This window comes from Streptomyces sp. NPDC058198, assembly GCF_042882605.1.
In the GTDB taxonomy this organism is placed as follows: domain Bacteria; phylum Actinomycetota; class Actinomycetes; order Streptomycetales; family Streptomycetaceae; genus Streptomyces.
On record NZ_JBHVVP010000011.1, the window covers coordinates 42,985 to 57,583 of the forward strand.

The following is a 14,599-nucleotide window of genomic DNA, read 5'->3' on the forward strand; positions in this document are numbered from 1 at the left end:
GGTGGCGGAAGTATCGCCTCCGGAGGGGGTGGATGACCATGGCGCCCAGATCCTGTCCATGTCACCATTCACCGGTACTCGACGAGGAGGTACGGCTGTGGCAGGCGCATCCGACACCCGGGCCGATCAGGCCCGCGACGCCGCTGTCGAGGCGGCGCTCGGCAAGCTGGACCTGGACGCCAAGGCCCGGCTGCTGGCCGGCCAGGACATGTGGTCCCTGCCTGAACTCCCCGAGATCGGGCTGGCGTCGCTGGTCATGTCCGACGGGCCGATCGGGGTCCGCGGAGTCCGCTGGACCGCCGACGACCCCTCCGTCGCCCTGCCGTCGCCGACCGCGCTCGCCGCCTCCTGGGATCCCGGTCTGGCCCGCCGGGCCGGCCGGCTGCTCGCGCAGGAGGCCCGCCGCAAGGGCGTGCACGTCCTGCTGGCGCCGACCGTGAATCTGCACCGCTCGCCGCTCGGCGGCCGTCACTTCGAGGCGTACAGCGAGGACCCGTACCTCACCGGCGAGATCGGCACCGGATATGTCCTGGGCGTCCAGGACGGCGGCGTCGGCACCACCGTCAAGCACTTCGTCGCCAACGACGCCGAGACCGACCGCTTCACCGTCGACAACATCGTCGCCCCGCGCCCGCTGCGCGAGCTGTATCTCGCCCCGTTCGAGACCATCGTCGCCAACGCCCACCCGTGGGGCATCATGGCCGCGTACAACCAGGTCAACGGCTCGACGATGACCGAACACCGCTATCTGCAGAACGACGTCCTGCGCGGCGAGTGGGGCTTCGACGGCTACATCGTCTCCGACTGGCTGGCCGCCCGCTCCACCGTCGGCGCCCTGCTCGGCGGCCTCGATGTCGCGATGCCGGGACCGCGGACCGTGTACGGCGAGGCGCTCGCCGCCGCCGTGCGGGCCGGCGAGGCGGCGGAGTCCGCCGTCGACGAGGCCGTACGCAATGTGCTGCGGCTCGCCGCCCGGGTGGGCATCCTGGACGGCGCCCCCGCCGCCGTCACCGAACCTCCCGCGCCCGTCGACGGCGAGGCCCTGGCCCGCGAGATCGCCCGCCGCTCCTTCGTCCTCGTACGCAACGAGGTACGCGACGGGCACCCCGCACTCCCGATCGACCCGGAGAGGACCGGCACGGTCGCGCTCATCGGCGCCGCGGCCCGCGACGCCCGGGTCCTCGGCGGCGGCTCCGCGGTGGTCTTCCCGGACCACATCGTCTCGCCGCTCGACGGCCTCACCGCGGCCCTGCCCGAGGGCGCCCTGACCTACTCCATCGGCGCCGACCCCAGCGGTGAGGTCGGCCCCGCGGAGAAGGGGTTCGAGCTCAGCGCCGTCTGCCGCGCCGCGGACGGACGGGTCCTCGGGACCGCCTCGGTCCCCGGCGGCAGGGTGCAGTGGGCCGGCAGCGACCTGCCCGACGGCGTCACCCACGACGAGCTGCACACCATCGAGCTGACGGGGAGCTTCACCCCGCGCGAGAGCGGCGAGCACACCTTCGGCACCCGGGGTCTGGGCGGCTTCGTCCTCACCGTCGGCGGCGAGGTCCTCTTCGACGGCTCCGAGGAGCCCCGCGCGGCCGGCGACCCGTTCGAGGCGTTCTTCGGCACCCCGGTGGAGCGCGCCCGCGCCGAACTCGTCGAGGGCGAGCGCGTCGAGGTCTCCCTCCTCCACACCGTCCACAAAATGCCGGACGCCCCGATCAAGGCCGTCGCCCTCTCCCTCCTCCACCTCGGCCCGCGGCACGACCCCGACGAGCTGATCGCGGAGGCCGTCGAGGCCGCCCGTACCGCGGGCACCGCGGTCGTCGTGGTGGCCACCACCGAGAGCGTCGAGTCCGAGGGCTTCGACCGCGAGAACCTGAAGCTTCCCGGCCGGCAGGACGATCTCGTACGGGCCGTCGCCGCGGTCAACCCGAACACGGTCGTGGTCGTCAACACCGGCTCCCCGGTGGAGCTGCCGTGGCGCGAGGACGTGGCCGCGGTGCTCCTCAGCTGGTTCCCCGGCCAGGAGGGCGGGGCCGCCCTCGCCGATGTCCTGCTCGGCGCGGCGGAGCCCGGCGGCCGGCTGCCCACCACCTGGCCGGTCGCCCTGGCGGACGTGCCGGTCTCGGCGACCACCCCGGCCGACGGTGAACTCCACTACGCCGAGGGCGTGTTCATCGGCTACCGGGCCTGGGAGCGGGCCGGCGCGAGCCCCGCGTACCCCTTCGGCCACGGCCTCGGCTACACCGACTGGGAGTACGAGACGATCGCGGCCACGACGTCCGACGCCCGGGTGCGGCTGCGGAACGCCGGTGTCCGTACGGGCCGCGAGGTCGTCCAGATCTATCTGGCGCCGGTGGACGACACGGTGGACGGCGCGGTGGAGCGCCCGGCCCGGTGGCTGGCCGGCTTCGCCTCGGTCGAGGCGGGCCCGGGGGAGACCGTCGAGGTGCGGATCCCGCTGCGGCGGCGGGCCTTCGAGATCTGGGACGAGGAGTCGGGCTCCTGGTCGTTCGTCCCCGGCGCGTACGAGGTCCAGGCCGGCCGCTCGGTCGCCGACCGCCGGCTGAGCGCCACGGTCGACGCGCGGGCGTAGCGAAACGTACGGCCCCGATGCGGACCTGACGCCGCGCCGGGGCCGTACGCACGTACCGCGCGTCCCTGTCAGCGCACGCCGAATCCGTACGTCGTGGTCGACACGTACACCTCACCGGGCCGCAGCACCGTGCTCGGGAAGGCGGGCCGGTTCGGGGAGTCCGGGAAGTGCTGGGTCTCCAGCGCGATGCCGGCGCCGGGGCCGTACGGCTTTCCGTCGAAGTGGTCGCCGGTGTAGAGCTGCATTCCCGGCTCCGTCGTCGTGACCGTCAGGACCCGGCCCGAGACCGGGTCGTACAGCTCGGCCGCCGGCGGCTCCCCGGCCCGTCCCGGCGCGTCCAGGACGAAGTTGTGGTCGTAGCCGAGGCCCACCGGACGCGGCTCGCGGAAGTCGAAGCGCGTGCCGTCGACCGGCGTCAGCTCACCGGTCGGCAGGGCGGCGCCGTCCACCGGGGTGATCCGGCCGGCCGCGATCCGCAGTTCGTGCCCGGTCGCGCTGCCACTGCCCGCGCCGCCCAGATTCCAGTACGTGTGGTTCGTCAGATTGACGGGCGTCGGGGTGTCCGTCACCGCGCGGTAGTCGATCCGCAGCGCGCCGTCCGCCTCCAGCGCGTACGTCGCCGAGACATCGAGGCGGCCCGGGAAGCCCTCCTCACCGTCCGGGCTGATCCGTGACAGGCGCACCCCGTGGTCGCCGTCCGGCTCCGCGTCCCACACCCGCCGGTCGAAGCCCCGCTCGCCGCCGTGCAGGCTGTTCGGCCCGTCGTTGCGCGCGAGCCGGTGGGTGGTGCCGTCCAGCGTGAAGGCGGCGCCCGCGATGCGATTGGCGTAACGGCCGACCAGCGCTCCGAAGTACGGCCCCCGGGAGCCGAGATAGCCCTCCACATCGGGGAAGCCGAGCGCGACATTGTCGACGGTCCCGTCCCGGTCGGGCACCTCGACCGACTGCACGACGCCGCCGTACGTCAGCAGACGTAGCCGGGTACCGGCCCGTTCGAGGGTCCATCGGTGGACGGGTGTACCCTCAGCGGTCACCCCAACGCGTTCCGTGTTCATGACAGTCACGGCAAGCACCTTACGCCCCGTCACGAAGGGGGCGCCGCCGCGGTGACATTGCGGTACGCGATCTCAGCCAGCCGGCCCTGCCCGTTCTTGCTGGGGTGGAACCAGTCCCAGTGGCTCAGCTGTTCGCCGGTGAACCGGAAGTCGAAGACCGCCCCGCCGTCGTACCGGCAGCGCGGGTCCTTCGCGCACACGTCCTTGAGCGCGTCGTTGTACGCCACGATCCGGTCATACACCATGTTCCGCCGCTTCTGCGCCCGCTCGCTCATGTTCTGCGCGTCCCCGAGCATCGTCGCGCAGATCCCCAGCTTCCAGATCTGCCGGCCCAGCGGATTGGCCCGCCCGGTCGACCAGAGCCGTTTGAGGTCCGGCACGCTCGACACGTACACCTGCGCCTTGGGCGCCCCGGCCCGCAGCTGACGCATCGACGCCACGAACGACGCCCGGAACGAGGCGACCGGCGTCATCTGCTCCGCGGTGTCTTGACAGGCGTCGTTGGCGCCCACCATCACCGTGACCAGCTCGGGGTCGCGCTGCGCGGCCTGCGCCATCTGGCCCGGCAGATCGGACATCTGCGCCCCGGACTCGGCGTGGTTCCAGCTGCGCTCCGCCACCGCGGGCGCGCCGAGGAGCCGGAGCGCGAGGCTGCGCACCGTGCTGTCCGTACCGGTCGACCAGGACACCTCCGGGCAGTCCGCGAGCACCGCGCAGGCGTCGAAGCCACGGGTGATCGAGTCACCCACCGCGGCCACCGAGGCCGGGCTGCGGTCCCAGTCGGGCGTGGGGCGCGGGGACGGGCCCGCCCGCTTCGCCGCCGAGTCCGCGGATCCGGCCGAGTCGCAGCCGGCCAGGGCGCCGGCCCCGGCGAGCACCACCGCCGTCACCGCCGCGACGCCGGCACGGGACCGGCGGCTCCGGTTCCGGCCAGGATTCCGGCTTCCGCTGCGGCGGCTCTCCCGCATCACGACCCTCCCCATTGGTGTCCTCTGACGAAGTGTGGCGTCTTCAGGCATCCGGCGGCGTCCTGGCGAGTGAAAGCTTCGCGCATATCGGCGCCGGGACCGACGGTACGTCACCCCGGGCCCCCCGGCGCACGGTAGCTTTTCCCACGTCGAACCAGAGGCGCCTGATCCCCTCGACTCCGGTAAATTACATCACGTCACATGCTGTCCCTTTTGCGGAGTTTCTCTCCCGATGCTGTTTACTGAGGCCGCTGGGAAAGGCGAACCTCGTCCCACACTGGAGGTCCCGGTGACGACACGTGGAGTTCTGTACGTTCACTCCGCACCCCGAGCGATGTGCCCGCACGTCGAATGGGCGGTGGCAGGCGTGCTCGGCCTGCGGGTCCAGCTCGACTGGATCCGGCAGCCCGCCGCGCCCGGCACCTGGCGGGCCGAGGTGTCCTGGAAGGCCCAGCCGGGCACCGCTTCCAAACTCGCCTCCGCCCTGCGCGGCTGGCAGATGCTGCGCTTCGAGGTGACCGCCGAGCCCTGCCCCACCGCCGAGGGCGAGCGGTACAGCGCCACGCCCGACCTGGGTATCTTTCACGCCGTCACCGGAATGCACGGCGACATCCTGATCCCCGAGGACCGGCTGCGCGCCGCTCTGGCGCGGTCCCAGCAGGGCGAGACCCAGTTGGAGGCGGAGGTCGCCAAGCTGCTCGGCAAGCCGTGGGACGACGAACTGGAGCCCTTCCGGTACGCGGGCGAGGGCGCCCCGGTCCGCTGGTTGCACCAAGTCGTCTGAGCGCACCGGGCCACGGCGTCCTACCGTGGTCCCATGGCTGATCAACTCACCGTAGCTGTCCTCGGCACCGGCATTATGGGCGCCGGGATGGCCCGTAACCTCTGCCGCGCCGGACACCACGTCCGCGTCTGGAACCGCACTCCCGCCAAGGCCGAACCCCTCGCCGCCGACGGCGCGCAGGTCGCCGGCACCCCCGCCGAGGCCGTGACCGGCGCCGATGTCGTCCTCACCATGCTGTACGACGGGCCGGCCGCCCTGGAGGTCATGGAGGCCGCAGGACCCGCCCTGCGCCCCGGTGCCTTCTGGCTCCAGTCGACGACCGCGGGCGTCGAGGCCGTCGCCTCCATGGCCGATCTCGCCCGTCAGCAGGGGCTGGTCTTCATCGACGCGCCCGTACTCGGCACGAGGGCCCCGGCCGAGAGCGGCGAGCTCATGGTGCTGGCCGCGGGCCCCGAGGAGGCGCATGCCCCGCTCGCCCCCGTACTCGACGCCATCGGCCGGCACACCGTCTGGCTCGGCGAGGACGCCGCCTCGGGCGCCGCCACCCGCCTCAAACTCGTCTGCAACAGCTGGGTCCTGGTCCTCAACCACGGCACGGCCGAGGCCCTCTCCCTGGCCAAGGGCCTGGGCGTGGACCCGCAGCACTTCCTGGAGGCCATCACCGGCCCCCTGGACTGCGGCTACATGCGCACCAAGTCCGCCGCCATCCTCAACGACGACTACGCCCCGAGCTTCTCGGTCACCACAGCGGGCAAGGACGCCCGCCTGATCGTGCAGGCCGGCGCGGACGCGGGCGTACGCATGGACCTCGCGGCCGCCGGCGCGGAACGCTTCCACCGCGCCGAGGCCCAGGGCCACGGCGACGAGGACATGGCGGCGTCCTACTTCGCGAGCTTCGACAGCTGACGGAGTGACCGCCGGTCCCGACCGGGCGTGTCGCCGCGGCACTTCGCGGCGCGGGAACGCGCCGTACGCCCGCCTACCCGCAGAACGCATGTCCACATCCGGTGGCGGGTCGTCCACGTACAACGCCCGGCCGGGGGAGACCCTGGCCGGGCGTTGTACGTGGTGGGACGAGCTGGTGGCGGTGGGTCAGATCGTGCGGAGTGCCAGGACCACGTTGTGGCCGCCGAAGCCGAACGAGTTGTTGATCGCCGAGATCGTGCCGCTCGGGAGCGCGCGCGGTTCGCCGCGTACGACATCCGCATCGACCTCGTCGTCGAGGTCGTCGAGGTTGATGGTCGGCGGGGCCGTGCGGTGGTACAGCGCGAGGGCCGAGGCCACGGTCTCGATACCGCCCGCGCCGCCCAGCAGATGACCGGTCATCGACTTCGTGGCGGAGACGGCGACATGGTCCAGATCGTCGCCCAGGACCCGGCGCAGCGCCTTGATCTCGGCGACGTCGCCCTGCGGGGTGGACGTGGCGTGCGCGTTGAGGTGCATGATCTCGGCGGGCTTGAGGTCCGTCGAGTCCAGCAGGTTCTGGAGCGCCTTGGCGATGCCGCGGCCGGTGGGCTCGGGCTGCGCGATGTGGTGGGCGTCGGACGACAGGCCCTGGCCCAGCACCTCGCAGTAGACCCGCGCGCCGCGCGCCGCCGCGTGCTCGGCCGACTCCAGGACGAGGATGCCCGCGCCCTCACCCATGACGAAGCCGTCGCGGCCCTTGTCGTACGGGCGGGAGGCCTTGGCGGGCTCGTCGTTGTTCTTGGACATCGCCATCATGTTGGCGAACGCCGCCATGGGCAGCGGATGGATGGCCGCTTCCGTACCGCCGGCGACGACCACATCGGCGCGGCCGGTACGGATCATCTCCACGGCGTAGCCGACGGCTTCGGCGCCCGACGCGCAGGCGGAGACCGGGGTGTGCACGCCCGCGCGGGCGCCCACCTCCAGGCTGACATTGGCCGCGGCGCTGTTCGGCATCAGCATCGGCACGGTGTGCGGGGAGACGCGGCGTTCGCCCCGCTCCTTCAGCACGTCGTACTGGTCGAGCAGGGTGGTCACGCCGCCGATGCCGGAGGCGATCACGGTCCCGAGCCGGTCGGCGTCGACAGAGGTGTCTTCGCCGGCCCTGGCGGTGTAACCCGCGTCCGCCCAGGCCTCCCGGGCCGCGATCAGCGCGAACTGCGCCGAGCGGTCCAGCCTGCGGGCGAGCGGACGAGGCAGTACATCGCCCGGGTCGACCGCCGCGACGGCAGCGATACGGACCGGCAGGCTGGCGAAGCGCTCGCCCTCCAGGGGCCGCACGCCGGAACGGCCCGCGAGCAGACCTTCCCAGGTCGATGCGCTGTCGCCACCCAGCGGTGTGGTTGCGCCGATACCGGTGACGACCACGGTGCGATTGGTCGAGCTCACTGGAATTCTTTCTCCACGTGTAGAGGGTGCTGAATTTTTACGGCGCCACCACCGGGTGGCGTCAGCCGCGCGATCCGGTCAGGCCTGGTGCTTGGCGATGTAGTCGGCGGCGTCGCCGACCGTCTTCAGGTTCTTGACGTCGTCGTCCGGGATCTTGACGTCGAAGCGCTCTTCGGCGGCGACGACGACCTCGACCATGGACAGCGAGTCGACGTCCAGGTCATCGGTGAAGGACTTGTCCAGCTTGACGTCCTCGACCGGGATACCGGCGATCTCGTTCACGATCTCGGCGAGACCGGTGACGATCTCTTCCTGGGTGGCGGCCATGTTGGCGCTCCTTCGATGGTGTGCAGAGGGATATATCGGAACACGCTCCGGAAAGATCCGGTGTGCCTAGGGGAGGGTAACGACCGTCGCGGCGTAGACGAGACCCGCCCCGAAGCCGATGACGAGCGCGGTGTCGCCGCTCTTCGCCTGTCCGGTCGCCAGAAGCCGCTCCATCGCGAGCGGGATCGAGGCGGCCGAGGTGTTGCCGGTGGTTTCGACGTCACGGGCGACCGTGACGCTGTCCGGCAGCTTCAGAGTCTTCACCATCGAGTCGATGATCCGCATATTGGCCTGGTGCGGAATGAAGACGTCCAGGTCCGCCGAACTGATCCCGGCCGCGTCCAGCGCCTGCTGGGCGACCTTCGCCATCTCGAAGACGGCCCAGCGGAAGACGGCCTGGCCCTCCTGCGTGATGGCCGGGAACTTGTCCACCGTGCCGTTACGGTAATCGTCCCACGGCACGGTCTGCTTGATGGTGTCCGACTTGTCGCCTTCCGAGCCCCAGACCGTCGGTCCGATCATCGGCTCCTTGGCGGGGCCGACGATGACCGCGCCCGCGCCGTCGCCGAACAGGAAGGCCGTCGCGCGGTCCTCCAGGTCGGTCAGGTCGGACAGCCGTTCCACGCCGATCACCAGTACGTACTCCGCCGAGCCCTCGACGATCATGCCCTTGGCCAGGGTCAGTGCGTAACCGAAGCCGGCGCAGCCCGCGGAGATGTCGAACGCGGCCGGCCTGCCCGCGCCGATCTTGTCCGCGATCTCGGTCGCGATGGCCGGGGTCTGCTTGAAGTGCGAGACGGTGGAGACGACCACGGCGCCGATCTGCGCCGGGGTGATCCCGGCGTCGGCGATGGCCTTGCCGGACGCCTCGATGGACATCGCGGCGACGGTCTCCTCGGGGGAGGCCCAGTGACGGGTCGCGATTCCGGAGCGGGAGCGGATCCACTCGTCCGACGAGTCGATCGTCTCGAGGATCACCTCGTTGGGCACGACACGGGTCGGGCGGTAACCGCCCACACCCATGATCCGTGCGTACGGGGCGCCCTTGCTGGGCTTGATCTTCGACATGCTCTCTGGCTCCTATTCAGCCGTGGAGGAGTGCTCGGCGATCAGCGTGCGGGCCGCGTCGAGGTCGTCGGGGGTCTTGAGCGCCAGCGTCTTCACGCCGGGCATCGCGCGCTTGGCGAGGCCGGTCAGGGTGCCACCGGGGCACAGCTCGATCAGCGCGGTCGCGCCCCGCTCCGTGAAGGTCTCCATGCACAGGTCCCAGCGGACCGGGTTGGCGACCTGGCCGACCAGCCGCGTCAGGATCCCGGAGCCGGTGGCGACCGTCCGGCCGTCCTTGTTCGAGACGTACGGTACGGCCGGGTCGGCTGCGTCGGTGCCGAGGGAGCCGGCTGCCGCTTCGAGTGTCGCGACCGCGGGCGCCATGTGGTGCGTGTGGAACGCCCCGGCGACCTTGAGTGCCACCACGCGGCGTACGCCCTCGGGCTTGTCCGCCTCCAGCGCCGCGAGCTGTTCGAGCGTGCCCGCGGCCACGATCTGGCCCGAGCCGTTCACATTCGCCGGCGTCAGACCGAGCTTCTCCAGGTGCGCGACGGTGGTCTCGTGGTCGCCGCCCAGCAGCGCGGCCATGCCGGTCTCGGTGATGGCCGCGGCCTCGGCCATGGCCAGACCACGGGCCCGTACGAGCCTCATGGCCGCGTCGTCGGTGACGACACCGGCCAGCGCCGTGGCGGCCAGTTCGCCGACGCTGTGCCCCGCCGTGGCGCCGACGTCACGGGCCACCGCCCCGGTGTCCGGGAAGAGCTGACGGGCCGACAGCAGCGCGGCCGCCACCAACAGGGGCTGGGCGACCGAGGTGTCACGGATCTCGTCCGCGTCGGCCTTCGTACCGTAGTGGACCAGATCCAGGTCGATGGCGGCCGACCAGCTCCGCAGCCGGTCTTCGGCGCCGGGCAGATCGAGCCAGGGAGTCAGGAAGCCGGGCGTCTGAGCGCCTTGGCCGGGAGCGACGAGTACGAGCACCCTCACACTCTCTCTTGCGGACGGGCCTCACCGCCCGTGGGGACAGGGACGAAGAACCGTCAGGGGAATTGTTGGAGTACGACAAAAGTCTAGGACTGCGGATCCCCGTCGGCCAGACGCCCCAGGATCAGGGCGATTCGCAGCGTGAACGCGGAGCGGACATCGGAGGGTGACCAGCCGGTGACGTCAGTCACACGTCGGAGCCGGTAGCGCACGGTGTTGGGGTGAACGAAAAGCATCCGGGCGGCGCCCTCCAGGCTGCTCGCCTGCTCCAGATAGACACTCAGAGTCTCCAGCAGCGCCGACCCGGCCTCTTCCAGCGGTCTGTAGATCTCCTCCACCAACTGCTCGCGCGCCGCAGGGTCGGAGGCAATCGCGCGCTCCGGCAGCAGATCGTCCGCGAGGACGGGGCGGGGCGCGTCCTGCCAGGCGGAGCAGGCCTTGAGCCCGGCGGCCGCGGCCTGCGCCGACTTCGTGGCGGCCTGCAGATCGGGTACGACAGGACCCGCGACGACGGGCCCCGCCGCGTACGGGCCGATCAGTGCCTTGGCGACCTGGAGGGGGTTGTCGCTGCCGCCGGCGATCACCACGAGCCGGTCGCCGAGCACCCCGGTGAGGACCTGGAGTTTGGCGTGCCTGGCGGCCCGGCGGATCGCCTCCACGGTCAGCTCGCTGTCCCCGTCGGGGGCGGTGCCGAGCAGCACACAGACATGCTCGGGGGAGTTCCAGCCGAGGGCGGCGGCCCGCGAGACGGCGCCCTCGTCGGCCTCCCCGGAGAGCACGGCGTTCACGACGAGGGACTCGAGGCGTGCGTCCCACGCGCCACGGGCCTCGGCGGCCTGCGCGTACACCTGCGCGGTCGCGAAGGCGATCTCGCGGGCGTAGACGAGCAGCGCCTCGCGGAGTATCGCCTCGTCGCCCGGCGCCGCGACCTCCTCGATCGCGCTCTCCATGACCTCGATCGTGGTCCGTACCATCTCGACGGTCTGGCGCAGGGTGATCGCCCGTGTCAGCTCGCGCGGGGCGGTGCCGAAGACATCGGTGGAGATGGCCTGCGGAGTCTCCGGGTGCCGGAACCACTCGGTGAACGCGGCGATGCCGGCCTGTGCGACCAGCCCGATCCAGGAACGGTTCTCCGGCGGCATCGCGCGGTACCACGACAGCGTCCCGTCCATACGGGCGATGGCGTTCGCGGCGAGCCGTCCCGAGGACTGCTCCAGCCGACGCAGCGTCGCGGGATGGGGGTGGGCTTCGTTCGTGGGTTCTGGCACGTGGACAAGACTGCCTTATCTGGGCGGGTGCTCCGAGGGCCGGGGCTACCGTGGACCTGTGATTCTCGTACGGCACGCGGCAGAGCGTTACCTCGGCGGCGATCCGGCCGCCGGCATCGAGTCCCTGCACGCCTTCTCCTTCGGGCGCTTCTACGATCCCGGCAACCTCCGCTTCGGCGCGGTCCTCGCCTGTAACGAGGAGCGGCTCGCGCCGGGCGCGGGCTTCGACGAACACCCGCACAGCCATACGGAGATCGTCACCTGGGTCGTCGAGGGCGAGCTGACGCACCGCGACTCGGCCGGGCACGCGACGGTCGTCAGGGCGGGGGACGTCCAGCGGCTCAGCTCGGCCGCCGGGGTGCGGCATGTGGAGCGCAACGACGGCGAGCGGCCGCTGATCTTCGTACAGATGTGGCTGGCGCCGCTGGAGCCGGGCGGTGAGCCCGGGTACGAGATCGTGCGGGGCATCGCCGACTCCACGCCGTACGCCCTGCCGCAGGCCGGGGCCATGCTGCACGTACGGCGCCTCCAGGACGGCGAACGCTCCGCCGTGCCGGACGCGCCGTCCGTGTATGTCCATGTGGTCCGCGGCGGGGTACGGCTGGACGGCGTGGAACTGGGCCCCGGCGACTCGGCGCGGATCACGGACGCCGAGGGACTGGAACTGGCCGCGGGCCCGGCGGCGGAGGTGCTGGTCTGGGAGATGCCGGGCTGAGAGCCCGACCGGCCCTGAGCGCGGTCCGCCCGCCGGGGCGGCATCGGTTCAGGCAGCGCGCAGCTCCGCCAGTACGGCGTCGGTGAAGGGCGGCCAGGACTCGACCGCCCAGGAGCCGAAGGGCCGGTCGGCCAGCGCCACACAGGCCGCCCGCGCGTCCGGGTCGACCCACAGGAACGTACCGGACTGGCCGAAGTGCCCGAAGGTGCGCGGCGAGGACGAAGCGCCCGTCCAGTGCGGGGACTTGGTGTCCCGGATCTCGAAGCCGAGGCCCCAGTCGTTGTTCTTCTGATGACCGTAGCCGGGCAGGACGCCCGACAGCCCGGGATGGACCACCGTCATCGCCTCCAGCACCGTGCGCGGGTCGAGCAGCTGGGGCGCCTGGAGCTCCGCGGCGAACCGCACCAGATCGTCGACGGTCGAGACCCCGTCCCTGGCCGGTGACCCTTCCAGGAAGGTCGACGCCATGCCCAGCGGTTCGAGCACCGCCTCGCGGAGATAGTCGGCGAACGGGATGTCGGTGGCCTTGGCGACATGGTCGCCGAGCACCTCGAAGCCCGCGTTGGAGTAGAGCCGGCGGGTGCCGGGCGCGCTGGTCGCGCGGTGTTCGTCGAAGGCCAGACCGCTCGTGTGCGCGAGCAGATGACGGACCGTGGAGCCCTCGGGTCCGGCCGGCTCGTCCAGCTCGATCGCGCCCTCCTCGTACGCCACGAGCACCGCGTACGCGGCGAGCGGCTTGGTCACGGAGGCGAGCGGAAAGGAGTGCGCCGTGGGCCCGTGCGACCCGACGACCGTCCCGTCCTCTCGTACGACGGCGGCCGCGGCGGTCGTCACCGGCCAGTTCTCGATCATCGCCAGGCTCTGCATGGCTACGACTCTAGAGCGTCGGCCGCAGCACGGGGCGGGAGGTACGGGGCCGGGGGTACGGGGGTGTGGGAGGCTCCTGCGCCGCGCCACCAAACTCGTATCCGTTTCCGCTTGCTTCGAGTGCACTCCAAGGATCTAGCGTTGAAGGTATGACGCTGATCGAGAGCAGGCCCGCACGGACGGATCGCGTAGATGTCTGCGCCGCGCCGCCCCGTGCGCATCCGCGGCCCGACGGCGACGACCGCTACACCATCAGTGAGGTCGCCGCCTTCACCGGGCTCACCGCGCACACCCTGCGCTGGTACGAGCGGATCGGCCTGATGCCGCACGTCGACCGGTCGCACACCGGCCAGCGCCGCTTCAGCAACCAGGACCTGGACTGGCTGGCCTTCGTCGGGAAGCTGCGGCTGACCGGGATGCCGGTCGCGGACATGGTCCGCTACGCCGAGCTGATCCGGGTAGGCGAGGAGACGTTCGAGGAGCGGCAGGAGCTGCTGGCGCGGACGCGCCGCGATGTGCTCAGCAGGATCGCGGAGCTCCAGGACACGATCGCCGTACTCGACCACAAGATCAGCTTTTACGCGGGCGCCCGTGGGGCGCCGGAGAGGGTCTGACCCGATGAGTGATAGCAAGATCACACAGATACGGCTCGGGACCGGCGGACCGGAGGTCGGCGCCCAGGGCCTCGGCTGCATGGGCATGAGTTTCGCGTACGGACCGACGGACGCCGACGAGGCGCGGGCCACCCTGGAGCGCGCCCTCGAGCTGGGCGTGACGCTGTACGACACGGCGGACGTGTACGGGAACGGGGAGAACGAGAAGTTCATCTCGCCGTTCGTCCGGGCGCACCGCGACGAGATCGTCGTCGCCACGAAGTTCGCGCTGGGGATCGACCCGGCCGAGCCCACCAAGCGGGTCATCCGCAATGACCGGGCCTATCTCCGCGACTGCGTCGAGGGAAGCCTGCGGCGCCTCGGCGTGGACGAGATCGACCTCTACTACATGCACCGGCGCGACGTGAACGTCCCCATCGAGGAGACGGTCGGCGCCATGGCCGAACTGGTGGCCGAGGGCAAGGTCAAGCACCTGGGGCTGAGCGAGGTCACCGCCGGTGAGCTGCGCGCCGCGCAGGCCGTCCACCCGATCGCCGCCCTGCAGTCCGAGTGGTCACTTTTCAGCCGCGACATCGAGGCCACCGTCGTACCGGCCGCCGCCGAGCTCGGCGTCGCGCTCGTGCCGTACTCGCCGCTCGGCCGTGGCTTCCTGACCGGCGCGTTCGTCAACGCCGAGCAGGAACTGAGCGCCGGTGACTTCCGCCGTCAGCAGCCCCGCTTCACCGGCGACAACGCCGCCGCGAACGCCGCGCTGCTCGGCCCGGTGCGCAAGATCGCCGAGGGGCGGAACGCCACGCCCGGGCAGGTCGCGCTCGCCTGGGTGCAGCAGCAGGCGGGGGTGCACGGACTGGCTGTCGTACCGATCCCGGGGACGCGCAAGCGCAGCCGGGTCGAGGAGAACACCGGGGCGACGCACCTCATCCTCACCGAGAGCGAGCTGGAGCTGCTGGAGCCGATCGCGGGCCAGGTGGCCGGGGCCCGGTACGCGGACATGACCTTCACCTCGGCCGGCCGCGCGTAGGGCCGGCCGCGCA

At 71.7% G+C, this 14,599-nt stretch carries 14 protein-coding genes; 6 read left to right on the forward strand and 8 right to left on the reverse strand.

Features of this window, described 5'->3' with window-relative positions:
• The first annotated feature begins 58 nt into the window (after positions 1-58).
• Positions 59-2,581, forward strand: a complete 2,523-nt coding sequence (locus tag ACFVWW_RS27680) for a glycoside hydrolase family 3 protein (protein ID WP_386877485.1) — start codon at positions 59-61, stop codon at positions 2,579-2,581.
• Positions 2,582-2,649: 68 nt separating this feature from the next.
• On the opposite strand, the gene ACFVWW_RS27685 is transcribed toward ACFVWW_RS27680, so the two are convergent.
• Together ACFVWW_RS27685 and ACFVWW_RS27690 are read right to left on the reverse strand one after the other, a co-directional pair.
• Entirely contained in the window at positions 2,650-3,636 is a 987-nt protein-coding gene (locus ACFVWW_RS27685) for an aldose epimerase family protein (RefSeq protein WP_386877719.1), read from the reverse strand.
• Positions 3,637-3,665: 29 nt separating this feature from the next.
• Positions 3,666-4,604, reverse strand: a complete 939-nt coding sequence (locus ACFVWW_RS27690; RefSeq protein WP_384331642.1) for an SGNH/GDSL hydrolase family protein — start codon at positions 4,602-4,604, stop codon at positions 3,666-3,668.
• Between the two features lie 289 nt (positions 4,605-4,893).
• On the opposite strand from ACFVWW_RS27690, the gene ACFVWW_RS27695 reads away from it, so the two are divergent.
• Positions 4,894-5,388 carry a DUF3145 domain-containing protein gene (locus ACFVWW_RS27695; protein WP_384183898.1) on the forward strand — a complete coding sequence of 165 codons (495 nt, stop codon included), beginning with the start codon at positions 4,894-4,896 and terminating at the stop codon, positions 5,386-5,388.
• Positions 5,389-5,421: 33 nt separating this feature from the next.
• Complete coding sequence (locus tag ACFVWW_RS27700; protein ID WP_384183895.1) at positions 5,422-6,294, forward strand: NAD(P)-dependent oxidoreductase; 873 nt, start codon at positions 5,422-5,424, stop codon at positions 6,292-6,294.
• Positions 6,295-6,480: 186 nt separating this feature from the next.
• Here the strand turns inward: ACFVWW_RS27700 and fabF are convergent, their stop codons facing one another.
• From fabF to ACFVWW_RS27725, 5 genes are all read right to left on the reverse strand, one after another.
• Positions 6,481-7,743 carry a beta-ketoacyl-ACP synthase II gene (fabF, locus tag ACFVWW_RS27705; RefSeq protein ID WP_384183893.1) on the reverse strand — a complete coding sequence of 421 codons (1,263 nt, stop codon included), beginning with the start codon at positions 7,741-7,743 and terminating at the stop codon, positions 6,481-6,483.
• A gap of 78 nt (positions 7,744-7,821) precedes the next feature.
• On the reverse strand, positions 7,822-8,070 hold the full coding sequence (locus ACFVWW_RS27710; protein ID WP_384183890.1) for an acyl carrier protein: 249 nt from the start codon (positions 8,068-8,070) through the stop codon (positions 7,822-7,824).
• 66 nt (positions 8,071-8,136) lie between these two features.
• On the reverse strand, positions 8,137-9,138 hold the full coding sequence (locus ACFVWW_RS27715) for a ketoacyl-ACP synthase III (RefSeq protein WP_384183888.1): 1,002 nt from the start codon (positions 9,136-9,138) through the stop codon (positions 8,137-8,139).
• A gap of 12 nt (positions 9,139-9,150) precedes the next feature.
• Positions 9,151-10,098, reverse strand: coding sequence for an ACP S-malonyltransferase (locus ACFVWW_RS27720; RefSeq protein WP_386877718.1), 948 nt, complete (start codon positions 10,096-10,098; stop codon positions 9,151-9,153).
• Between the two features lie 89 nt (positions 10,099-10,187).
• Entirely contained in the window at positions 10,188-11,369 is a 1,182-nt protein-coding gene (locus tag ACFVWW_RS27725) for a PucR family transcriptional regulator (protein WP_384183885.1), read from the reverse strand.
• A gap of 58 nt (positions 11,370-11,427) precedes the next feature.
• Between ACFVWW_RS27725 and ACFVWW_RS27730 the strand changes: the two genes are divergently transcribed.
• The gene (locus tag ACFVWW_RS27730; RefSeq protein WP_386877484.1) at positions 11,428-12,084 is read left to right on the forward strand and encodes a pirin family protein; all 657 of its coding nucleotides are present in this window, start codon (positions 11,428-11,430) and stop codon (positions 12,082-12,084) included.
• Between the two features lie 48 nt (positions 12,085-12,132).
• Here ACFVWW_RS27730 and ACFVWW_RS27735 read toward each other — a convergent pair whose 3' ends face one another.
• On the reverse strand, positions 12,133-12,951 hold the full coding sequence (locus tag ACFVWW_RS27735) for a serine hydrolase domain-containing protein (RefSeq protein ID WP_386877483.1): 819 nt from the start codon (positions 12,949-12,951) through the stop codon (positions 12,133-12,135).
• A gap of 149 nt (positions 12,952-13,100) precedes the next feature.
• Here ACFVWW_RS27735 and ACFVWW_RS27740 point away from each other — a divergent pair, with 149 nt between their 5' ends.
• Entirely contained in the window at positions 13,101-13,565 is a 465-nt protein-coding gene (locus tag ACFVWW_RS27740) for a MerR family transcriptional regulator (protein ID WP_384183877.1), read from the forward strand.
• A gap of 4 nt (positions 13,566-13,569) precedes the next feature.
• The gene (locus ACFVWW_RS27745) at positions 13,570-14,586 is read left to right on the forward strand and encodes an aldo/keto reductase (RefSeq protein WP_384183875.1); all 1,017 of its coding nucleotides are present in this window, start codon (positions 13,570-13,572) and stop codon (positions 14,584-14,586) included.
• Positions 14,587-14,599 lie beyond the last annotated feature (13 nt).